This window comes from Pseudomonas peli (genome assembly GCF_900099645.1).
GTDB lineage: Bacteria > Pseudomonadota > Gammaproteobacteria > Pseudomonadales > Pseudomonadaceae > Aquipseudomonas > Aquipseudomonas peli.
Map to the genome: position 1 here is coordinate 1,106,752 of NZ_FMTL01000001.1, position 22,009 is coordinate 1,128,760.

General features: G+C 62.2%; 18 protein-coding genes and 1 pseudogene. 11 read left to right on the plus strand and 8 right to left on the minus strand.

Going from position 1 to position 22,009, the window contains the following annotated elements; genetic code table 11:
• Positions 1 to 11: 11 nt before the first annotated feature.
• Entirely contained in the window at positions 12 to 899 is an 888-nt protein-coding gene (locus tag BLO50_RS05425) for a PA4780 family RIO1-like protein kinase (RefSeq protein ID WP_090249509.1), read from the minus strand.
• 345 nt (positions 900 to 1,244) lie between these two features.
• On the opposite strand from BLO50_RS05425, the gene BLO50_RS05430 reads away from it, so the two are divergent.
• On the plus strand, positions 1,245 to 1,649 hold the full coding sequence (locus BLO50_RS05430) for a DUF2218 domain-containing protein (RefSeq protein WP_338110944.1): 405 nt from the start codon (positions 1,245 to 1,247) through the stop codon (positions 1,647 to 1,649).
• A 31-nt stretch (positions 1,650 to 1,680) separates the two neighbouring features.
• Here BLO50_RS05430 and BLO50_RS05435 read toward each other — a convergent pair whose 3' ends face one another.
• Complete coding sequence (locus BLO50_RS05435; RefSeq protein ID WP_090249512.1) at positions 1,681 to 2,571, minus strand: LysR family transcriptional regulator; 891 nt, start codon at positions 2,569 to 2,571, stop codon at positions 1,681 to 1,683.
• Between the two features lie 100 nt (positions 2,572 to 2,671).
• Here BLO50_RS05435 and BLO50_RS05440 point away from each other — a divergent pair, with 100 nt between their 5' ends.
• Together BLO50_RS05440 and BLO50_RS05445 are read left to right on the plus strand one after the other, a co-directional pair.
• Complete coding sequence (locus tag BLO50_RS05440; RefSeq protein ID WP_090249515.1) at positions 2,672 to 3,313, plus strand: NAD(P)-dependent oxidoreductase; 642 nt, start codon at positions 2,672 to 2,674, stop codon at positions 3,311 to 3,313.
• A gap of 25 nt (positions 3,314 to 3,338) precedes the next feature.
• A complete protein-coding gene (locus BLO50_RS05445; protein ID WP_090249519.1) occupies positions 3,339 to 3,620 on the plus strand; it encodes a DUF2218 domain-containing protein in 282 nt (93 codons plus the stop codon).
• Positions 3,621 to 3,684: 64 nt separating this feature from the next.
• Here BLO50_RS05445 and BLO50_RS05450 read toward each other — a convergent pair whose 3' ends face one another.
• Positions 3,685 to 4,911, minus strand: coding sequence for a transporter substrate-binding domain-containing protein (locus BLO50_RS05450; protein ID WP_090249521.1), 1,227 nt, complete (start codon positions 4,909 to 4,911; stop codon positions 3,685 to 3,687).
• Between the two features lie 159 nt (positions 4,912 to 5,070).
• On the opposite strand from BLO50_RS05450, the gene ada reads away from it, so the two are divergent.
• Positions 5,071 to 6,111, plus strand: coding sequence for a bifunctional DNA-binding transcriptional regulator/O6-methylguanine-DNA methyltransferase Ada (gene ada, locus BLO50_RS05455; RefSeq protein ID WP_090251273.1), 1,041 nt, complete (start codon positions 5,071 to 5,073; stop codon positions 6,109 to 6,111).
• 98 nt (positions 6,112 to 6,209) lie between these two features.
• Here ada and BLO50_RS05460 read toward each other — a convergent pair whose 3' ends face one another.
• Positions 6,210 to 7,487, minus strand: coding sequence for an acetyl-CoA C-acetyltransferase (locus tag BLO50_RS05460; RefSeq protein WP_090249524.1), 1,278 nt, complete (start codon positions 7,485 to 7,487; stop codon positions 6,210 to 6,212).
• Between the two features lie 170 nt (positions 7,488 to 7,657).
• On the opposite strand from BLO50_RS05460, the gene BLO50_RS05465 reads away from it, so the two are divergent.
• On the plus strand, positions 7,658 to 9,013 hold the full coding sequence (locus BLO50_RS05465) for a 3-oxoacyl-ACP reductase (RefSeq protein WP_090249527.1): 1,356 nt from the start codon (positions 7,658 to 7,660) through the stop codon (positions 9,011 to 9,013).
• A gap of 198 nt (positions 9,014 to 9,211) precedes the next feature.
• Here BLO50_RS05465 and speA read toward each other — a convergent pair whose 3' ends face one another.
• From speA to BLO50_RS05490, 4 genes are all read right to left on the minus strand, one after another.
• The gene (gene speA, locus BLO50_RS05470; RefSeq protein ID WP_090249529.1) at positions 9,212 to 11,125 is read right to left on the minus strand and encodes an arginine decarboxylase; all 1,914 of its coding nucleotides are present in this window, start codon (positions 11,123 to 11,125) and stop codon (positions 9,212 to 9,214) included.
• A gap of 124 nt (positions 11,126 to 11,249) precedes the next feature.
• Positions 11,250 to 11,621 (minus strand): translation initiation factor Sui1, encoded by a 372-nt coding sequence (locus BLO50_RS05475; RefSeq protein ID WP_090249532.1) that lies wholly within the window; start codon positions 11,619 to 11,621, stop codon positions 11,250 to 11,252.
• Positions 11,622 to 11,892: 271 nt separating this feature from the next.
• Positions 11,893 to 12,429, minus strand: coding sequence for an NUDIX hydrolase (locus BLO50_RS05485; protein ID WP_090249539.1), 537 nt, complete (start codon positions 12,427 to 12,429; stop codon positions 11,893 to 11,895).
• A 3-nt stretch (positions 12,430 to 12,432) separates the two neighbouring features.
• Positions 12,433 to 13,506: a DUF2333 family protein gene (locus BLO50_RS05490; protein ID WP_090249542.1), complete on the minus strand. Its 1,074-nt coding sequence runs from the start codon at positions 13,504 to 13,506 to the stop codon at positions 12,433 to 12,435.
• A 307-nt stretch (positions 13,507 to 13,813) separates the two neighbouring features.
• Between BLO50_RS05490 and BLO50_RS05495 the strand changes: the two genes are divergently transcribed.
• The 6 genes and pseudogenes from BLO50_RS05495 (at position 13,814) to accC (ending at position 21,881) form a co-directional block, all read left to right on the plus strand.
• A complete protein-coding gene (locus BLO50_RS05495) occupies positions 13,814 to 15,433 on the plus strand; it encodes a diguanylate cyclase (RefSeq protein WP_090249544.1) in 1,620 nt (539 codons plus the stop codon).
• Between the two features lie 1,607 nt (positions 15,434 to 17,040).
• Positions 17,041 to 17,556: pseudogene (locus BLO50_RS22240) on the plus strand (methyl-accepting chemotaxis protein); the annotation flags it as partial.
• Positions 17,557 to 17,693: 137 nt separating this feature from the next.
• Positions 17,694 to 19,460 (plus strand): protein-disulfide reductase DsbD, encoded by a 1,767-nt coding sequence (locus BLO50_RS05505; protein WP_090249549.1) that lies wholly within the window; start codon positions 17,694 to 17,696, stop codon positions 19,458 to 19,460.
• A gap of 120 nt (positions 19,461 to 19,580) precedes the next feature.
• Positions 19,581 to 20,030 (plus strand): type II 3-dehydroquinate dehydratase, encoded by a 450-nt coding sequence (gene aroQ / locus BLO50_RS05510; RefSeq protein WP_090249552.1) that lies wholly within the window; start codon positions 19,581 to 19,583, stop codon positions 20,028 to 20,030.
• Positions 20,031 to 20,052: 22 nt separating this feature from the next.
• The gene (gene accB, locus BLO50_RS05515; RefSeq protein ID WP_090249554.1) at positions 20,053 to 20,514 is read left to right on the plus strand and encodes an acetyl-CoA carboxylase biotin carboxyl carrier protein; all 462 of its coding nucleotides are present in this window, start codon (positions 20,053 to 20,055) and stop codon (positions 20,512 to 20,514) included.
• A 17-nt stretch (positions 20,515 to 20,531) separates the two neighbouring features.
• Positions 20,532 to 21,881 (plus strand): acetyl-CoA carboxylase biotin carboxylase subunit, encoded by a 1,350-nt coding sequence (accC, locus tag BLO50_RS05520; RefSeq protein ID WP_090249556.1) that lies wholly within the window; start codon positions 20,532 to 20,534, stop codon positions 21,879 to 21,881.
• Positions 21,882 to 22,009 lie beyond the last annotated feature (128 nt).

Here is a 22,009-nt window from a genome sequence, read left to right on the forward strand (position 1 = left end):
GCACGCTCTGTCTATTGCGCCCAAGGCGGTGGCGGCTCTTCGCCCTTGGGTTCGTCTTCGGCATTCAGCAGCGCCTGACGGCGCGCTTCGTCGGCCAAGGCGGCCTTGATCTCGCGCATCACCGCATCGATATCGGCTTCTTCTTCAGGATCATCGAATTCACCCGTCAGCGGGCTTTCCGGGGTCAGTTCACCGGCCTCATACAGCGCCCACATTTCCTTGGCGTACTTGGTGAATTTCAATTCCGGGGCAAACTGACCGAAATACTCAGCCATGTTGCGCACATCACGCTCAAGCATCTTGAACGCATGGTTGTTGCCGGCCGCATCCACCGCTTGCGGCAAGTCGATAATCACCGGGCCACCCGGATCAAGCAGCACGTTGAATTCCGACAGGTCACCATGCACCAGGCCAGCGCAGAGCATTTTCACCACTTCATGAATCATAAAAGCGTGGAATTCGCGGGCATCGTCCGGGTGCAGGTCGACATCATTGAGGCGTGGAGCCGCGTCGCCCTCACCGTCATCGACCAGCTCCATGAGCAACACGCCTTCAAGGAAGTCATACGGCTTGGGCACCCGCACCCCGGCGTTGGCCAGGCGGAACAAGGCGGCAACCTCGGCATTCTGCCAGGCATCTTCCTGGCCCTTACGGCCGTACTTCGAACCTTTGGCCATGGCCCGGGCATCACGGCTGTTGCGTACCTTGCGGCCTTCCTGGTACTCGGCGGCTTGGCGAAAACTGCGTTTATTGGCTTCCTTGTAGACCTTGGCGACGCGCAGTTCCTCACCGCAGCGCACCACGTAGACCGCGGCTTCTTTACCGCTCATCAGCGGGCGTATCACTTCATCGACCAGCCCGGCTTCGACCAGGGGCTCAATACGTTTTGGCGTCTTCATCAGCTTTAATCAGGGGTCCTGTGTTGCCCAAGTCGACTCTGCCGCCCGTTATACGGCAATCTTTACGCAGCGCCCACCCTCCTGTCAGCACACCCCGCATTACCTGGCGCCACCCAGACCGATCGAAGGCTGAGTAAATCGCTCTATCATGCCGCCTAGCGGTGTGTTAAGCGGCGCACATGCAGCAAACCCGGTGTTACAAACACACGCACCATGCAACCAAAAGGGATTTAACACTGTCCCATTCGCTGTATATTCGCCAGCCGGTCATGCCACGCGCAAGGACCCTTACCGCTACCCCGCGAAGGCGCCTCGCCTGAGCCTGCATGATTGGGGGAAACAACTGTGAAACATGCCCAATCTGGCAGCAGCACCCTGCCCCAGCAGCCACATCTTCAGGCGCGCAACGCAGTGGGCAGTCTGGCCGCCAAACGCCAGGCGCACCCTAAGCGCTGCAACGGCATCGCCGCGCTGCACATCGCCTCCAGCCATGTCGTCACCGATACGCCTGCACGCTACATCAGCCGCCTGTGTGCGCAGTTTGCGCACAAGCTGCCCGTCAGTTTCGGTGACCACCACGGGCGCATCGAATTTGCCTTCGGCCTCTCGCACCTGCATGCGGATCGAACCGGCCTGCATATCACTGTCCTGAGTAATAACCCGCAGGACCTGAACAAGCTCAAGCACCTGATAGCCACACACTTCGAGCGCTTTGCCTGGCAAGGCGAGTTGGACCTCGCGTGGCAGTAGCCCACGACACCCCACCACGCAGGTGAGCACCTCAGGGTGCCAATAACTGCTGCCGCAGCGCCTCGATGGCATAACGCACTTTGGCCGGTTGTGCATCGCGGCGCGGTGTCACCAAATAAATACCAAACGGCGGCATGCGCCAGTGCGGCAGTAGCTCACGCAAGCTGCCATTGGCCAACTCTTCGAGCACTTCCTGCTCCGGTTGCAGCGACACACCCATACCGGCCAAGGTGAAATGGCGCACGGCGAGGATGTTGTTGCACCCCACCCGGCTTTCCACACGCAGCTTCTCGACCTGGGCGTGTGGCCCATGCAGCTCCAGCAAGTTGAACGCACTGTCACTGTGCAAAATCAGCCAGTCCAGGCCGATCAGGTCCTGAGGCTGAGTGATCGGCGGTTTGCGCAGCAGATAGGCCGGCGCAGCGCACAGCAACATGCGTGTATCACCGATATGCCGCGCCACCAGGCTGGAGTCTTCCAGATGGCCGACACGAATGGCCAGGTCGATGCGCTGTTCGACCAGGTCGACCTGCTCATCCTGAAAAAACAGCTTGAGGCTCAGGCCACTATGCGCCTGCAACAGCGGCGCCAGCGCCGCGCTGAGCCGCCGTCCGGAAAACCCCACGGGCGCGGCAATACGCAGCTCGCCGACCGGGGCATCGCGTAACTCGGCCAGGCGCTGTTCGGCCTGCTGCGCCAGTGCCAGCACCTGAGCGCAGCTCTGGTAGAAGGTCGCACCCGCTTCGGTCAGGGTCAGCTTGCGCGTGGTGCGATGCAGCAGGCTGACCTGGGTGCTGTCTTCCAGTTTACGAATCTGCTGACTGACTGCTGAGGCCGTCATCCCCAACACTTCAGCCGCCGCCACCATGGAGCCTCGGTCGACTACGGTGGCGAACACCGCCATGCGCTTTAACTGCTCCATTCGTAAGCTCTGCTTAATAGTTAAAGCCTTTTTAGCCTATTTTTCTGCCCTTTACCCAGCTGCGATTATTGCTCTCACCTAATCGCACCTGGAGAACCCCATGAAACTCGCCCTGATCGGCGCCAGCGGCTTTGTTGGCGCAGCTGTTCTGCAAGAAGCCCTGGGCCGTGGCCATCAGGTCACCGGCATCGTTCGTAATCCCGCGAAACTGCCACAGCACCCTGCGCTTAACGCCGTGGCGGGCGATGCCTACAACGCCGAGGCCCTGGCCGCACACCTCAAGGGTCACGATGCAGTGATCCACACCTTTAATCCCGGCTGGGGCACGGCGGATATTCGCGAACGCTTTATCCAGGGCAGCCAGGCGATCATCGCAGCCAGCAAACAGGCCGATGTGCAGCGACTGCTAGTGGTCGGCGGCGCAGGTAGCCTGTATGTCGCACCGGGCCTGCAATTGATCGACACCCCGGACTTCCCCGCCGAATACAAGGAAGGCGCCGAGGGCGCGCGGCAGGCCCTCAACCTGCTCAAGGCTGAAACTGCACTGGCCTGGAGCTTTATCTCACCACCGGCGCTGCTGCAGCCCGGCGCGCGCAGCGGACAGTTCCGCATCGGCGGCGATCAGTTACTGATGAATGGCGACGCACCGGCGCAGATCTCGGTCGCCGATTTGGCCGTTGCCATCATTGATGAGCTGGAGCGCCCACATCACCTGCGCCAACGCTTTACCGTTGGCTATTAAGCCGTCACTTGACCAGGAGAACCCCATGCCACTGAACGCCAGCGCCTATGTCACCACGGATACACCGGCCCGCTATATCAGCCGGCTATGCAAACACTTCGCGTACAAGATTCCGGTAAGTTTCGATGAACACCACGGCCGTATCGAGTTCGACAGCGGCCTCGCTCTGCTGCAGGCCGAGACCGACGGTTTGCGCCTGAGTGTGCAAAGCGCCAGCAGCGAAGGCTTGGAAAGCCTGAAGCAGGTTGTCAGTCGGCATTTTGAGCGCTTCGCCTGGCAAGCCGAACTCAGCCTCGACTGGCAATAACCACTGCTGAGTAGGGGGCAACGGCCTGAGCTCAGCAAATAGCGGCGGCGCGGCAGCCTGTCGCTCAGGGCAGGTTGTCACCGAAAGCCGTCTCGATGTTCAGGCCCAGGCTGATCACGCCGAGCAGTACATCGGTATCGGGGTCGTAAAGCGGCGCCGATACCTTGCTCTGAAAGCTCTGTGTTGAACCGTCATACTCAATCGCGCCGATATACACCTCGTCACGGGGGAGCGACGCGGCCCGCTGAAAATCTAGCTCATCAGCCTGCCAATAATCACTGGTGCTCTCGCTCAAGGCCACCAATTGACCACTGGCATCACTGATAAACAATTCATTAAACAGCGGGGCATATTGCTGAGCGATACCGGCTAACAGCTTGGATGGCTGCAGGTTGAGCATGCGCCGGATTAGTGGTTTCTCTTCAAGAATACGCTCGCGCCGCCACTGCCGATCCAGCTCCTGGATCCGCTCCGCGCTGTTCTCGCGCTGATTCGCCGCCCGCAAAGCCGCAAGCAGATCAGCATGCAGGCCCCAGCGCGCCACATGCTGTGCGACCAGCTGGCGCAGATAGGCCTGTTCCGCATCACTGAGCGCTATGCTGGCCGGAGCACAGCTTTCCACCTGGCGATTGAAGGCTTTGAGAAAGTCCGGGTGCCCATCAAGAAAGGTCTTGGAAAAATACACGCCCAACGGTGAGTAGCGCACGAAACGCTCGTGCAGCGTCTGCTTATCCTCTATCTGTTCAAGCGTACTGTGCATGGCGCTGCTATCAGCCAGCACCATATTGATACGGCCATGGCGAAGCATTTCCACCAGCTGCTCCAGGCGGGGCACTTTCTGTTCAACTTTAATACCGCGCGATTCGAGCCAGATCGTGCTGTTGCTGCCCAGTACGCTGCCGATCTTCAGCTGCTTGTCCCAGATGGGCAGGTTGAGCAGGCTGGGGTCCAGTGCGTACCAGTACCATTTCTCCATCAGCAGCGGCGCCGAGAGCACGGCATAGCCATCCACCAGACTATTGGGCGCGGAACTGAAGAAGCCGTCGGCAATCTGCCGGCTGACATTGAGGCGAGCCCGCTGCAGCGAGGTCAGCTGAATCTGATAGGGCTGCTGCAGTTGGTTGAAAATGCATTCCAGCACCTTGACCGACAAACCGCCGAGTTGGCCATCGACCACTACTTGGTAGGGCTCTTCGAAACTGGTGTCGAGCCGCACGGGCACCGGCGGTTGCGCAGCGGCGAACACGCTGGCCAGCACCAGCAGCAGCCCCATATGGCGCAGTCTGAACATTGCCGTCTCCTTGCGTGAGCGCCGTGGTGGATGCAAAGAGTCTAGGCGAGGTTGGCTAAGTCGCGGTGCAGCAGCTTGGGTAGCTTTGAAAGTCAGATGTGGATTGGCAGACCGCCAGCCGCAGCCGACAATCCGCCCATGATTATTGAGGATCGCGCCATGCTCGATGCCGACAAATGCTGGCAAGCCTTATGCGACCGCAATGCCACGCAGGATGGACGATTTGTGTTTGCTGTGCGCAGCACCGGTATCTATTGCCGGCCCAGTTGCCCGGCGCGGCGGCCCCGGCGGGAGAACGTCAGCTTCCACCTCGATGCTGACGCCGCTGCTGCGGCAGGCTTTCGCCCATGCAAACGCTGCTCGCCGCAGGGGCAGAGCCCGGCCGAGCAACTGGATTCCCTGGTGGTGGCCGCCTGTGAGCTGCTCAACACTAGCGAGCAGCCACCGACCCTCGCACAGTTGGCCGCGCGAATCGGCCTGTCCGCTTCGCACCTGGCGCGCGCCTTCAAGGTGCGTACCGGGCTGACGCCGAAAGCCTGGAGCGAGGCGCAACGCCGTGCGCGTCTGGAGCAACAGTTGCCTGCAGCAAATAGCGTTCTGGATGCCGCGCTAAACGCCGGCTACTCCGGCACCCGCGCGCTGTATCAGCAGCCGGCGCCCCTGAGCCCGGCGCAACGGCGTAAACAGGCCGCAGGCGAACAGCTGCGCTACAGCATCGCGCCCTGCCCGCTCGGCCACTTGCTGCTGGCCAGCAGCGCCAAGGGCATCTGCGCCCTGTTATTCGGTGACGACCCGGCCGCGCTGCTGAGCGAACTGCAACAACGCTTTGCTGCCGCCGAACTGCATGTGGATAACGCGGGCCTGGGCGATAGCCTGCGCCAGGCATTGGCGCAGATCAGCGAACCGCAGCGCGCCGCCCAGCTGCCGCTGGATATTCGCGGCACGGCGTTTCAGCAGCAGGTGTGGCGAGCCCTGCAGCAGATTCCGCTGGGGCAGACGCGTAACTACGCCGAGCTGGCTGCGCAACTGGGCAGCCATCCACGCGCCGTGGCACGCGCCTGTGCCAGCAACCCACTGGGCCTGCTGGTGCCGTGCCATCGGGTGATCGCCAGCAACGGCAGCCTCAGTGGCTACCGCTGGGGCCTGGCGCGCAAAGCGGCGCTGCTTAAGCAGGAAGCCGAGCCATCGCGTGAGCAATAAACAGCCATAAAAAAGAGCGGCTCCACCTGCGTGGGCCGCTCCAAATCACGGAGTTGCATACATCAGTACCCACACGAGATGCGGATACGGCTGTTTGATTACTTTTCCAGGATTGCAGTCACACCTTGGCCGCCGGCAGCGCAAATCGAGATCAGTCCACGCCCTTCCTGAGCCACAGATAGCAGCTTGGCCAGGTTGGCAACAATTCGCCCACCCGTGGCGGCAAAGGGGTGACCTGCAGCCAGCGAGCTGCCCTTGACGTTCATCTTGCTGCGGTCGATGGAACCCAGTGGCGCATCCAGGCCCAGGCGGGTCTTGCAGTAGTCGGCGTCTTCCCAGGCCTTGAGGGTGCAAAGCACCTGCGCGGCGAAGGCTTCGTGAATTTCGTAGTAGTCGAAGTCCTGCAGGCTCAGCTTGTTGCGCGCTAACAGACGCGGCACCGCGTAGGCCGGGGCCATCAGCAAACCTTCCTTGCCGCCGACGAAATCCACCGCTGCCGCTTCGCCATCCTTCCAGTAGGCCAGAATCGGCAGGCCACGGGCCTTGGCCCAGTCTTCACTGGCTAACAGCACCAGAGACGCACCATCGGTCAGTGGCGTCGAGTTGGCGGCGGTCATGGTGCCGCGCGGGCTGCGCTCAAAGCAGGGCTTGAGCGTGGCGAGTTTTTCCAGGCTGATATCGGCGCGCAGGTTCTGGTCGCGGGTCAGACCACGGAACGGCGTGAGCAAATCGTCGTGCCAGCCTTCGGCGTAGGCAGCGGCGAGTTTCTGGTGGCTGGCCACGGCCAGTTGGTCCTGCTCATCCCGCGGAATCGCCCAGGTCTGCGCCATCAGCTCGCAGTGCTCGCCCATCGACAGGCCGGTGCGCGGTTCGCCGTTACGCGGAATGGCCGGAGCCAGGTGGCGTGGGCGAATCTGCAGCAGGCTCTTGATCTTCTCGCCCGTGCTCTTGCCACGGTTGGCCTGCAGAAGAATCTTGCGCAGCCCTTCGTTGACCCCGATTGGCGCGTCCGAGGTGGTGTCGACGCCGCCGGCGATGCCGCACTCGATCTGCCCAAGCGCAATCTTGTTGGCCACCAGCAGCGCCGCTTCCAGCCCGGTGCCGCAGGCCTGCTGCAGGTCATAGGCCGGGGTTTCCGGGGCCAGGCGCGAGCCAAGCACGCATTCGCGAGTCAGATTGAAGTCGCGCGAATGCTTGAGCACCGCACCGGCCACCACCTCACCCAGACGTTCGCCATGCAGGTTGAAGCGCTCGACCAAGCCATCCAGCGCGCTGGTCAGCATCTCCTGGTTGCTCGCGGTGGCGTAGACAGTATTGGAGCGGGCGAACGGAATACGGTTACCACCAACGATGGCGACGCGGCGCGGCTGGGTCATGGATGACTCCTGAGCTGGGATGGGTCTGAGAGGGATAGCGCACAGGCTAACCTGTCCCTGCAGTGTGGCATTGGCCGCCTTGCCAGTGCAGCAGGCGGCGCGGTCAATTGCGCATTTCTGCGGGCTGCGTAGAGTGGGCGCACTTTTGATCCATGCGCAGGAGCCGTTTCATGTCAGACCGTTATCTCGCCTTTGCCAACTCCACCTCAGGTCGTCGATTGGTCAGTGCGCTCGGTCTGCCCGCGCCGCTGCTGCTGGAGCGTTGGATGGCCGGGCGCAGTCGACCGGTGGACGGTGCCCTGCTGATTGGCGGCGAAGGCAGCCTGGCCAGCGCCATGCTGCCCTTTGCCAACAAGCTGACCGACGCCCTGTTCGCCGCCCGTGAAGGCCAATTTGATTTGCCGCGCTGGACCGCAGAGCACGGTCCAAAGCTCAAGGCGCTGGTATTCGACGCCAGCGGGCTGACCCGCTTCGAACAACTGATCGAGCTGCGCGACTTCTTCCAGCCGGCTTTCAAGGGCCTGGATAAATGTCCGCGCGTGGTAATCCTCGGCCGCGCCCCGGAATCGCTGAAAGACCCGATTGCCGCCAGCGTGCAGCGCTCCCTGGAAGGCTTCAGCCGCTCCCTGGGCAAGGAAATCCGCCGCGGCGGTAATGTGCAGCTGATCTACGTCGGCAAAGGCGGCGAGACGCAACTGGAAGGCGCGCTGCGCTTCTTCCTCTCGCCGAAAAGCGCCTATGTATCCGGCCAAGTATTGCGCCTGAACGCCTGCAGCGAACAGGTCAAAGACTGGACCCGCCCACTGGCCGGCAAAAAGGCCCTGGTAACCGGCGCCTCCCGCGGCATCGGTGCGGCCATCGCCGAAACCCTGGCCCGCGACGGTGCCGAGGTGGTGCTGCTGGACGTGCCGCCAGCCAAGGACGCCCTCGACGCACTGGCGGCCCGCCTCGGCGGTAGCGTGCTGGCTCTGGATATCTGCGCCAGCGACGCCGCCGCGCAGCTGGTCGAGGCGCTGGCGGACGGTATCGATATCGTCGTGCACAACGCCGGCATCACCCGCGACAAGACCTTGGCGAAGATGAGCGACGACTTCTGGAACTCGGTGATCAACGTCAACCTGAATGCCCCACAGGTGCTGACCCAAGCCCTGCTGGACGCCGGCAAGCTGCACGACAATGGCCGCGTGGTGCTGATTGCCTCGATCAGTGGCATAGCCGGCAATATGGGCCAGACCAACTACGCGGTGAGCAAGGCCGGGGTAATCGGCCTGGCCCAGGCCTGGGCACCGGCTCTGGCCAAGCGCGGTATCAGCATCAACGCCGTGGCACCCGGTTTTATCGAAACCCAGATGACCGCCGCCATCCCGCTGACCATCCGCGAAGCCGGCCGTCGGATGAACTCCATGGGCCAGGGCGGCCTACCGCAGGACGTCGCCGAAGCCGTGGCCTGGTTCGCCCAGCCCGGTTCCGGCGCGGCCACCGCGCAGGTGCTACGCGTATGTGGGCAGAGCCTGCTCGGGGCTTAATCGCCGTCAGCAGATAGCAAAAGGCCCCGCAGTGCGGGGCCTTTTGCATTCAGTGCGAGCTTACACCTGCTCAAGATCTCGCGAGCTAGAGCACTACAAGGCAAAAACAGGCGAGGAAGCGGAGTGTACTTTTGTACATGAGCATTCCGAGCCTGTTTTTAACGCAGTAGGGCCGACGCGCAGCAGATCGATTGTTCCCTAGGACGACAGGTAAGAGGAACGAGTCAACCCCAGACGCAGCGCGTCAAGGAACTGGGTGCGTTCGCGCGGGCTGATCTTGGCGCTGGCAACCTTGTCGCGGTAGTGGTTCATCAACTCCTCCGGCGACAGGTGCACGTAGCGCAGCATGTCCTCGATGGTGTCGTGGGTCTCGATACCGGCGTGGTACACGCTGCCATCGGCGTTCTGGTAGATGTTCACCGAGTCGGTGTCGCCGAACAGGTTGTGCATATCGCCGAGAATTTCCTGGTAGGCACCGACCAGGAAAATCCCCAGCAGGTAGTCCTCACCCTCGCGCACTTCGTGCACCGGCAGGCTGGTCTCGATGCTCTGCTCGTCGACGTACTGACGGATCTTGCCGTCGGAGTCGCAGGTCAGGTCCTGCAGCACGGCGCGGCGCAGCGGCTCTTCGTCGAGACGATTGAGCGGCAGAATCGGCAGCACCTGGCCGATAGCCCAGGTGTCCGGCAGACTCTGGAATACCGAGAAGTTACAGATGTACTTGTCGGCCAGCTTGTCGTTGAGCTCATCCAGCACCTGACGGTGCGAGCGCTGACGCGCCTTCAGGGAGTTATGCAGGCGACGGCACACAGCAAAGTAGCACTGCTCGGCCAGGGCTTTCTCAGTCAGGCTGAGTTTGCCATCGGCGTACTGAGTGGCTACGTCACTCATATAGTGGGTAGCGCGCCAGTAGGTCTCGGTGACCATCTCGATATCGGTCGGGCCGAGCAGCTCAACCAGGTAACGCACGGTTTCCGGCAGGCTGGTGACGTCTTCGATCTTGGGGATCTCGTCGTTGTGTTTTTCCACGTCGGTGACCTGCACCACCAGCATGGCGTGGTGCGCGGTCAGCGAGCGGCCGCTTTCCGAGAAGATGTGCGGATGCGGCAACTCCTGGGCATCGCAGAACTCTTTAAGCATGCCGACCACCACGCCGGCGTAGTCGTCCATGTCGTAGTTGATCGAGCTGGCATTACGCGAGTGGGTGCCGTCGTAATCCACACCCAGGCCGCCGCCGACATCGATATGGTCAACCGGCAGGCCCAGGCCGCGCAGCTCGCCGTAATAGCGAATGGCTTCCTTGAAGCCGTGCTGGTAGTCGGACAGGTTGGCGATCTGCGAACCCATATGGAAGTGCAGCAGGCGGATGCCCTGATCCAGCTTGGCCGCGCGGAAGCGCTCTACCACCGACAGCAGCTGCGCTGCGGAAAGGCCGAACTTGGACTTCTCGCCACCGGTGTCAGCCCACTTGCTTGATGCCAGCGACGACAGACGCACGCGCAGGCCGATCTGCGGCGCGACCTTGAGCTCGGCCGCTTCGTCGATCACCAGCTGCACTTCGGACTCTTTCTCGATCACGATAAACACGTTGTGGCCGAGCTTCTGCCCCATCAGCGCCAGCTTGATAAATTCGCGGTCCTTGTAACCGTTGCAGACGATGGTGCCGCCTTTCGGCGCCAGCGCCAGCACCGCCATCAGCTCCGGCTTGGAGCCCGCTTCCAGGCCAATGGAAACGTTCTGCGTGGCGATGATGTTTTCCACCACCGCTTCCTGCTGGTTGACCTTGATCGGGTACAGCGCGGTGTACGGGCTCTGGTATTCCAGACGCGCGATATTGGCATCAAATGCCCCAGTCAGCTGGCGCACGCGGTCTTGCAGAATGTCCGGAAAACGCACCAGCAGCGGCAGCGACAAACCGCTGGAGCGCAGCTCATCAACCTGCTCGTAGAGGTCAATCGGCGTGCTTTGCGGGCCATTCGGGCGCACCTCGACACGGCCCTTGTCATTGATCGCGAAGTAACCCGCGCCCCAATGGCGAATACCATAGACGCTGCGGCTGTCCGCTACGGTCCACTGGCTGCCGTCATCTTTACGTGTGCGTCGTGCAGACATCGATGTCTCCCTTGCTGGCGATAGTGGCCTTGGCACAGCCAAGACGCGTACAGATTAAAGTCTGGAAATGACGATTACTCAGCTGTGACCCAAGGTCCGCCGAGGAAGTTTAGAAAAGACGGGATCAGCCGCCGGACTTCTTGGCTTTAAAACCGTGCTTGATCAGCTCGGTCATCAGCAGCTCGACGTGGTCACCCTGAATCTCGATCACCCCATCCTTGAGCGAACCGCCGCAACCGCAGCGTTTCTTCAGGGCACTGGCAAGGTCCTTGAGCGGCTCCTCGGCCAGCGGGACACCACTGATGGTGGTCACCGTTTTGCCGCCACGACCTTTGGTTTCGCGGCGCACGCGGGCGATGCCATCACCGTCGGGGATCAGGGTCTGTTTGCAGGTACAGGCATCCACCGGCTGACTGCAGTCCGGGCAATGCCGGCCGCTGTCGGTGGAATACACCAGGCCGCTGAGTGCGGCGAATGACGAAGCTTTCTTGACCACCGGTTTGTCCTCGAAGGGGTCAGGATAGCGACTGGTCGACTGAGTGCTCGGGGTCGACCGCGAAGCCCCACTCTGGCAGGGGCAGCGCACCCTGGCGATACACGGCCAGGGCTTGAAGGCGGCGCAGTGTAACGGCAAAAGCCGCGACTGCTAAGTGTAAAAATGCGCCATTAATCGGCGGATTGGCGACCTTGTTCAAGATGCCGAACAAAACGTCCGGATATCCTGCACAAAGCCAGGGCTGACGCGGGGTTCGGCCGGTATCGAGGACCTAGCGAGTGGCGGCCAGATAGCGCTGCAAGGCGGCCAGCGAATCGGGGCAATAGGGCAGGTGCTGGGTTTCGGCCAGCACCTCGTCGATGGAGATAAAACGCGCCTCCAGCACTTCCTCCGGCTGCAAACGCAACGGCGCATCGGACACCGCCGAGTAGGCCATGCACCACAGGCGGCTTTCCGGCGCGTCGTAGAGAAAATGCGCATGCTCGACCAACTGCGCGTCTTCGATACCCAGCTCTTCAGCCAGCTCGCGCGCGGCCGATTCGGCGTAGCTCTCGCCTTCGAGCACCATGCCGCCGGCTGCCACATCCCAGTAACCGGGGTACAGCGCCTTGCTAAGGGTACGCCGGTGCACGCACAGCAAGCCGGCACTGTTGAATAACAGGATGTAGGTGCCGCGCCCGAGCAAGTGCCGCTCGCGCAGCTCACTGCGCAGTACACCGCCGAGCGGACGGTCCTGCTCGTCAACCCAGGCGATGCGCTCAGCATCAGAGGCGGCGCGGTGCGCCACCTCGGCTTCGGACCAGGCCACCGCTTAACCCTGCGACAGCAGTTGGCGCAGGTCAATCAGCCCGGCATTGGCCCGCGAGATGTAGTTGGCCATCACCAGCGAGTGGTTGGCCAGCAGGCCATAACCGCTGCCATTGAGGATCATCGGACTCCACAGGGTTTCCTGGGCCGCTTCCAACTCGCGAATGATCTGGCGCACGCTGACAGTGGCGTTCTTCTTCGCCAGCACATCGGCGAAATCCACTTCAATCGCACGCAGCAAATGCGCCAGCGCCCAGGCCTGACCACGGGCTTCGTAGAACACGTTGTCGATCTGCAGCCATGGCGTTTCGTAATTCACGCCTTCGATAAAATCAGCCTGGTCTGCGCTATCGGCCAGTGCCGGATCAACCACTGCGGTATTCAGACGCACCTGGCCGACACTCGCCGACAGGCGCTGCGACAGCGAACCCAGACGCGTGGCGGCGTCGCCCAGCCAGTTATTCAGGTTGTCAGCACGGGTGTAGAACTGGGCATTGCCCTTGCTCGGGTCGCCCAAGCGTTCAAGGTAACCATCCAGTGACTTGATGCCTTCGGCGTATTCCGCCTCAGAGGCCGGCAACGCCCAGCTTTTGTGGTCGAAGTGGAAGCGCGGTTCGGCCTTGGCCAGGTCGGCGTCTTCGGTCGACTGCGATTGCGAGCGGGTGAAGTCTTTGCGCAGCGCACGGGACATGTCTCGCACCTGCACCAGCACTCCAAACTCCCAGCTCGGCATGTTGTCGAGCCACAGGCCCGGTGGAGCGAGGTCGTTCGCCAGGTAACCGCCCGGCTTGTTGAGCAAAGTGCCAGCGACCTGCTTCAGGGTCTCCACCGTGGTGTAGCCATTCACCAGCTTGCGCCCGCTAGCCTGAGCCGCGGCTTCGGCGCGTTGCTGCACGGAAAACTGCGCGGGCTCCTGGCTCCAGTACCAGCCCACCACCAGCGCCACGACCAGGTAAAGCCCGAGCAGGCCCGCGACCAAGCGCGTAGCCGTGCGTCCTGTCGATTGATTCGGTGAGGTGGTGGCGGTGTCTGCGGCGCCAGTGCGCGTTTCGGCCGTTCGGTTTTTCCAATCCAGCATGGCAATGTCCTTTTGTTACCCAAGTAGCAAACTCGCGACCGGCTGCATGACCCGGCGGCTGTTAGTTTGACCACAACCCTCAAGCAGGGTTGCGCAACTGCCTTGCACTATAAGGGAAGCGCAGCCGACTGAGCAGCGGCGAACGGCAAACTTAGCGCCGGTTATGCCAATGGTGTATCTGTGATGCTATAGACAGAAGGCCGACGCCAATAGATCGACGGCGCTCGCAATAATTCAAACGAGTGTTAGCATTGCTAGCACTAAGCCATCACCCGTAGCCCTGCGCTGCCCTTACTGAAAACGGGCCATGATCGAGCAAGAAGACCCTAGCCGCGACCGCCTCAAGCAGCACTTTGCCCAGCGTGTGATCAATCAGGCGCGTCAGGTATTGGAAGTCTGGCAGCGCCTGCAGCGCAGCGAGTGGAATGACGCCGGCATGGGTGAGCTGCGCGAGGCAACGCAATTGTTGCAGCGTTATGCCGAGCGCTTCGATCAAGCCGAACACAGCCAACTGGCTCTGGAAATCGACAGCTGCCTGCAACTGGTGACCGACAACCGCGGGCGCCTCAACAGCGAGCTGATCAGCCAGCTCAACCAGCTGCTGCAACGCCTGTCACGCACGGGCCTGCGGCATGGCGATCGCTTTGAGCAAACCGTGCTGCCACCCTTGCGCAAGCCGGTGTACTTGGCCTTGCAACACCTGGAGCGGGCCGAACAGCTGGTGCAACGCCTGGAATTCTTCGGCATGAATGCGATAGCCCTAGACAGCGCCAACGCGTTTCGCAATGCCATGCTTGAGCGTCATCCGGCAGCGATCCTGATGGAAGTGGACTTCTCCGGCCCCGGTTGCGGCCTGCAATTAGCCAAAAGCGTGCAGGAAGGCCTGGAACACACGATCCCACTGCTGTTCTTCAGCCCTGAAGACACCGACACCATGACTCGCCTGTCTGCTGTGCGCGCAGGTGGCCAGGAGTTCTTCACCGGCAGCCTGGATGCCTCGAACCTGTTCGAGCGCATTGAAGTGCTGACTAACGTGTCGCAATACGAGCCCTACAAGGTACTGATCGTCGACGATTCGCGGGCGCAGGCCACACACACCGAGCGGGTCCTCAACAGCGCCGGGATCGTCACCCGTACCTTGATCGAACCCATCCAGGCCATGAGCCATCTGGCGGATTTCCAGCCGGACCTGATCATCCTCGACATGTACATGCCCGAGTGCAACGGCCCGGAACTGGCACAGGTGATCCGCCACAACGACCGCTATGTCAGCGTACCGATCATCTACCTGTCCGCCGAAGACGACCTCGACAAGCAGCTCGACGCGATGAGCGAAGGCGGCGACGACTTCCTCACCAAGCCGATCAAGCCGCGCCACCTGATCGCCACCGTACGCAACCGTGCAGCGCGCGCGCGCAGCCTCAAGGCGCGCATGGTGCGTGACAGCCTGACCGGCCTGTACAACCACACCCACACCCTGCAACTGCTCGAAGATGCGCGCTTCCGCGCCGAACGTGATGGCCTGCCGCTGAGCTTTGCGATGATCGATATCGACTTCTTCAAGAAGGTCAACGACACCTACGGCCACCCCATGGGCGACCGGGTGATCAAAAGCCTGGCGCTGTTTCTCAAGCAGCGCCTGCGCAAGAGCGACCACATCGGTCGCTACGGCGGCGAAGAGTTCGCCGTGGTGATGCCCGACACCGACGCCGAATCGGCCCGCCGGGTCCTTGATGAGATCCGCCAGCGCTTCGCCGAAATCCAGTATTCCGCGCAGCCGCATGACCTGTCCTGCACCTTCAGCTGCGGCATCGCCCAACTGGCGCCGCAACTGGACGGCAAACTGCTGTCGCAACAAGCCGACCTAGCGCTGTACGTGGCCAAACACGGCGGCCGCAATCAGGTGGCGATTTACCAGGGCGACTGACCCCACCCGTCACGGCCGATCATCGGCCACTCAGCAGAAAACTGTGACGCAGTCGGCGCAGTCATATTACGGTCACGAAAAAGCAATAAATTCTGAGGCTTAGCAGCCGCCTTGACGTCCACGTCGGCGGCCGAACCGTTCGTCATCGGTCGAGCCTTATGCGCCTGAAATCCCTTACCAACCTCAATACCCTGCTGCTGGTTACCGTCTGCGTGGCCCTGGCAGCCACGCTCTGGTGGTCGCAACGTGCCCTGGAGCGCCCTTACCTGCTGATGGCACGCTACCTGAGCCTGTCCCAGCAGTTCCAGGGCGAAGCCGCGCAGAACATCAGCGCCTACCTGGACAGCGGCGACGCCCTGCGCCACAGCGCGGCCCTGCAATCGCTGGACAGCCTCGAACAGTCCATGACTGAATTGCCCACGCAATTGGCGGATAACCTGCGTCCCAGCCTCGCTGAACTCAAAGCCTTCAGTGCCAACGAACTGCTGGCCGCAGGCAAGCTCTCCGCCGACCCGCAAGGCCTGCTGTTACAAGCCGAGCGCGAGATGGACGCCGCACTGGAGCAGCTCGCGCAATACGCCGACAGCGGCGAAGCCAATGCCGCGGTTGCTTACCGCAAGCCGCTGTTTAGCGCTGCACGGCACCTCACCCGCCTGGCCCACGCACGCGACAAGCTGGTGCGCAGCGGCCGTAGCGAGCTGGCCAGCGAAGTAGAACGTGAACTGACAGCCTTGGGTAAGCAGGCGCAAACCCTCACTGATCTGCCGCTGCTCGGCGTGGCCGACGCCAGCCAGTCGTCCAGCGATTCGTTTGCTGACATGCTGGGCTTGGACGCCAGCAGTGAGAGCAGCGAGGCCGAAGACCGTGGTATTGCCCTCAAACGTGACCTGGCCAACCTGATCAGCCGCTACCCGGCCGAACTGCAACGCACCCGTAATCTGATCGAACAACGCGGCGCTCTGGCCACGAGCACGCGCATGCAGATCGATCAGGTACAGCAGGCGCTGGCCGCGCTGGAACCGCAAGTGCGCGCCGAACATGGTCGCATCCAGGGTGAAGTACAGCTGATACTCGGCTTGATGATCGGCCTGATTCTGTTGATTGCCCTGATCATCGACACCCTCCAGCGACGCCTAACACGGGTACTCACGCACCTGGTCCCCGCACTGTCCGCCTGGGCGCAAGGCGATTTTGCCGCCGACATCCGCCTGGACTCACGCACTCAAGAACTGCGCGATATCGAAGAGTCGCTAAACCGTCTTCGTGCCTATCTGGTCGACTTGGTCGGCACCATTCGCCGGCATGCCGAACAAGTAGTCGGTTCTAGTCGCACCCTGGCTGATCTCAGTGGCGGCCTGCACAGCGGCGCCGAACGCCAGGCCGGCGACACCGCGCAGATCCGCGATGCACTCGGAGAGCTGCAGGCCACCATCCAGCAGGTTGCCGGCGATGCCAGCCAGGCCGCCGACGCCAGCCGCGACGCTAATCGCGCTCTGGAACAGGGCCAGCAGGTGATCGGCCACAGCCTTACCGGTCTGCACGAACTAGTCGATGAGGTGCAGGGCAACGCCCAGGCCATCGAACGCCTGGCCGAGGAAACCGCGACCATCGGCAATGTGCTCACGGTGATTCGCGGCATCGCCGAGCAGACCAACCTACTCGCGCTGAATGCTGCCATCGAAGCGGCACGGGCCGGCGAGCTGGGCCGCGGCTTTGCCGTGGTCGCCGATGAAGTGCGCTCGCTGTCGCAACGCACCAGCGGCGCCACCGCGCAGATTCAGGAGCTGATCGGCCGCCTGCAACAGGCCGCGCTGCAATCGGTGCAAGCCATGCGCACGCAGGTCGAACACGCCGAAGCCACCGCCAGCCAGGCGGAAGCCGCCGATGGTGCGCTGGATGAAATCGTCGTGGCGATCCGTACCATCGCCAGCATGGCCGAGCGCATTGCCGACGCCACCGCGCAGCAGAGCGGCGCGGTCAGCGAAATTCGCGGGCACAGCGAGCGCATCCACCAACTTGGCGGCGACAACCTGCAGCGCATCGGCGAGGGCCGTAATCAGGGCGACCAACTGCTGCAACTCGGCGGACAACTGCATACCGCCGTGCAGGCGTTCAGGGTCTAACAGACGGTTAACGGCCGCTGGCGCGGCAATCTGTCGCGCACCATACAGCCTGTAGACAAGACCGCTTACAGCCTGGGTCGTGCCCTCAGCCGCCCGCCTCCGCTATGATGCGGCGATTCCCGCATCACGAGCCTGCCATGCACCGTCTACTCAGCCTGCTTCTGCTTCTGGTCGTACTGCCGGCCAGCGCCGGCCTGTTCGATAAGCCGCCCGCTCCTGCGCAGCTCGGCGCGCCCCTGAACAACAGCGCGGACTTCCTGCCGGTACGCGAGGCGTTCAAGCTGAGCCTGATCAGCAGCTCCAGCGAGTCGGTCAAACTGCGCTTTGTCGCGGCCGAAGGTTATTACCTGTATCGGCACCGCTTCAGCTTCAGCAGCGAACCTACCGATATAAGCCTGGGTCAGGCCGTGCTACCGGCCGGCCAAGCCAAGCATGATGAGTACTTCGGCGATGTCGAGGTCTATTACGAGGTGCTGGATGTCGAGGTGCCGGTCGACAACCCGGACAATCGCCCCTTCAACCTCAGCGTCAACTACCAGGGCTGCGCCGACAAAGGCCTGTGCTACCCGCCGGAAACCGAAGTACTGGCGATTGGCGGCGGTGCAGCGACCCGCAGCGCCACGCCGGATGCCGCAACACCCTGGAGCTGGACCGATCTGGCGCTGTTCTTCCTCGGTGGCCTGGCGCTGACCTTTACCCCGTGCGTGCTACCGATGCTGCCAATCCTCACCGGCGTGGTGCTGCGCGGCCAACCCGGCGGCATGCGCAGCCTAGTGCTGTCGCTGGCCTACGTGCTGCCGATGGCCCTGAGCTTTGCCATCCTCGGCGCGCTGATGGGCCTGTTCGGCGCGGAACTCAACCTGCAGGCACGCCTGCAATCGCCCTGGGTGCTGGTGCCGTTTGCGATCTTCTTCGCCCTGTTCGGCGCAGCCAGCCTGGGCTTTCTCGAACTGCGCCTGCCAGCCGCAATTGATGGCCCGTTACAGCGCCTGAGCCAGAAACTGCAGGGCGGCACAGTTTTCAGCGCCGCAGCGCTCGGCGTACTGTCCAGCGTGCTGGTTTCACCCTGCGTCTCCGCGCCACTGGCCGGCGCGCTGCTGTACATCAGCGCCAGCGGCGATGCCCTTGGCGGCGGCCTGAAACTGCTGGCTCTAGGCCTGGGCATGGGCGCCCCCCTGGTGCTATTCGCCGTCGGTGGCGGCGCCTTGCTACCGAAATCCGGGCCGTGGATGCTCACCGTGCGCAACCTGTTCGGCGCACTGCTGATGGCGGTGGCGATCTGGCTGCTCGAGCGCGTCGTACCCGGCCCAGTCAGCCTGGCGTTGTGGGGCTTGCTCGCCGCCGGCATCGCACTGTGGCTCGGGGTGCTGGAACTGACGCCGAAAACCCATCACCAGAAACTCGCGCAACTGCTCGGTCTGCCCCTCCTGGTCTACGCCCTGGTAGCCTGGGTCGGCGCACTGCAAGGCCAGGATGACCCGCTACGTCCGCTTGGCCGCATGGTCAGCACCGCCGAAGCCACTCAGGTTCAATCCGGTCAGTGGCAAACCATCAGCACCCCCGCCGAGCTAGATGCGGCGTTGCTCACCGCACAGAACAACGGCAAGCCGCTGCTGCTCGACTGGTACGCCGACTGGTGCATCAGCTGCAAGGTGATCGAGCGCGAAGTGCTCAACGCCCCGGAAGTCGGCCGCCAGCTCGGCGACTATCAACTGGTGCGTTTCGACATCACCGAAAGCAACCCCGCCCAGCGCGCCCTGCTCGACCGCTACCAGCTGTTCGGCCCGCCGGCGATTCTGCTGTTCGACGCCAAGGGTGACGAATGGCTGGATCTGCGTGTCGTAGGTGAGGTGGATGCGGCGACCTTTGCTGCCCGCCTGAGCACGGCACGGGAACGTTTTTAACGCCCCGAGTCATATATTTGCCGCAATCTGCGGTCATCGTGTCGACTATTGCTGAGAACTGGACAGTCCCGCGCTGTCGCGGCATAGTCCTGCGCAGTAGAAAAACAAGGATTAAGGATCATGGCGACCTTATTGGTATTGCACGGCCCCAACCTCAACATGCTCGGCACCCGCGAGCCAGGGGTTTACGGCGCCGTCACCCTGGAGCAGATCAACCTCGACCTGGAGCGCCGTGCGCGTGAGGCAGGCCACCATCTGCTGTACCTGCAGAGCAATGCCGAGTACGAGCTGATTGACCGTATTCACGCCGCAAAAGGCGAAGGTGTCGACTTTATCCTGATCAATCCTGCCGCTTTTACTCACACCAGCGTCGCATTACGTGACGCATTGCTGGCAGTGAGCATCCCATTCATCGAAGTGCATTTGTCCAACGTGCACAAACGCGAAGCTTTCCGCCATCACTCCTACTTTTCAGATGTCGCGGTGGGAGTGATCTGCGGCCTTGGCGCCAGCGGTTATCGACTGGCCCTGGAGGCTGCACTCGAACAACTTGAACTTAAGCGCCCCTGACCTCACCGGGAGTTGAACCACTATGGATATTCGTAAAGTCAAAAAACTGATCGAGCTGCTGGAAGAGTCCGGTATCGACGAGCTGGAGATTCGCGAAGGCGAAGAGTCCGTGCGGATCAGCCGTCACAGCAAGCAGCCGGCCTTTATGCAACAGCCGATGTACGCCCAGGCGCCTGCGCCTGCAGCTGCTCCGGTTGCTGCAGCAACGGTCGCCACTGAAGCAGCAGCCCCGGCTGCCGCCAAGCTGAATGGCACCGTGGTGCGCTCGCCGATGGTCGGCACCTTCTACCGCGCATCCGGCCCAACGTCAGCCAACTTCGTAGAAGTCGGCCAGAGCGTGAAGAAAGGCGACATTCTCTGCATCGTTGAAGCGATGAAGATGATGAACCACATCGAGGCCGAAACCAGCGGCGTGATCGAATCCATCCTGGGCGAGAACGGTCAGCCGGTGGAATACGACCAGCCTCTGTTCACCATCGTTTGATCCACGGAGAGCCAGCGATGTTGGAAAAAGTTCTGATCGCCAACCGCGGCGAGATCGCCCTGCGCGTCTTGCGCGCCTGTAAAGAGCTGGGCATCAAGACCGTTGCGGTGCATTCCACCGCTGACCGCGAACTGATGCACTTGGGCCTGGCCGACGAGTCGGTGTGCATCGGCCCAGCCTCTGGCGCGCTGTCCTATTTGAATATTCCGGCGATCATCAGCGCAGCTGAAGTAACCGGCGCCACGGCGATCCACCCTGGCTACGGCTTCCTGGCGGAAAACGCTGATTTCGCCGAACAGGTGGAAAACTCCGGCTTCGCCTTTATCGGCCCGAAAGCCGAGACCATTCGCCTGATGGGCGACAAGGTGTCGGCCAAGGACGCCATGAAGCGCGCCGGCGTACCGGTGGTTCCTGGCTCTGACGGCCCACTGCCGGAAGACGAGGAAACTGCCCTGCAGATTGCTCGCGAAGTCGGTTACCCGGTGATCATCAAGGCCGCTGGCGGCGGCGGTGGTCGCGGCATGCGCGTGGTGTACAAGGAAGAAGACCTGATCAAATCGGCCAAGCTGACCCGCAGCGAAGCCGGTTCGGTGTTCGGCAATCCGATGGTCTATCTGGAGAAGTTCCTCGGCAATCCACGTCACGTGGAAGTCCAGGTGATCTCCGACGGCCAGGGCAACGCCATCCACCTGGGTGACCGCGACTGCTCGCTGCAGCGCCGCCACCAGAAGGTACTGGAAGAAGCGCCGGCACCGGGCATCGATGAAAAAGCCCGCGCCGAAGTGCTGCAACGCTGCGTCGATGCCTGCATCGAGATCGGCTACCGCGGTGCTGGTACCTTCGAGTTTCTCTATGAAGATGGGCATTTCTACTTTATCGAGATGAACACCCGCGTACAGGTTGAGCATCCGGTCTCGGAAATGGTCACCGGCATCGACATCGTCAAGGAGATGCTCAGCATCGCCGCTGGCAACAAGCTGTCGTTCAAGCAGAGTGACGTGGTGATTCGCGGTCATTCGCTGGAATGCCGAATCAACGCCGAAGACCCGGACAACTTCATGCCCTGCCCTGGCAAGGTCAAGCACTTCCACGCCCCAGGCGGTAATGGCGTGCGGGTCGATTCGCACCTGTACAGCGGCTACACCGTACCGCCGCACTATGACTCACTGATCGGCAAGCTGATCACCTACGGCGCCACCCGCGAAGAGGCCATGGCCCGCATGCGCAACGCCCTGGACGAGATCGTCGTCGACGGCATCAAGACCAACGTGCCGCTGCACCGCATGCTGGTCCGCGACAAAGGCTTCTGCAAAGGCGGCGTGAATATCCACTACCTGGAAAAGAAACTGGGTATGGATAAGCACTAAGCTTCGGCTAAGCGCACAGACAAGGGCTGCCATTCGGCGGCCTTTGTCGTTTCTGCCTACCGCAAGCGGTGGCAGCTGCCCCACCGCTTCAAGTAAGCTGCGCGCCAATTTGCGCCATCCCGCCACAA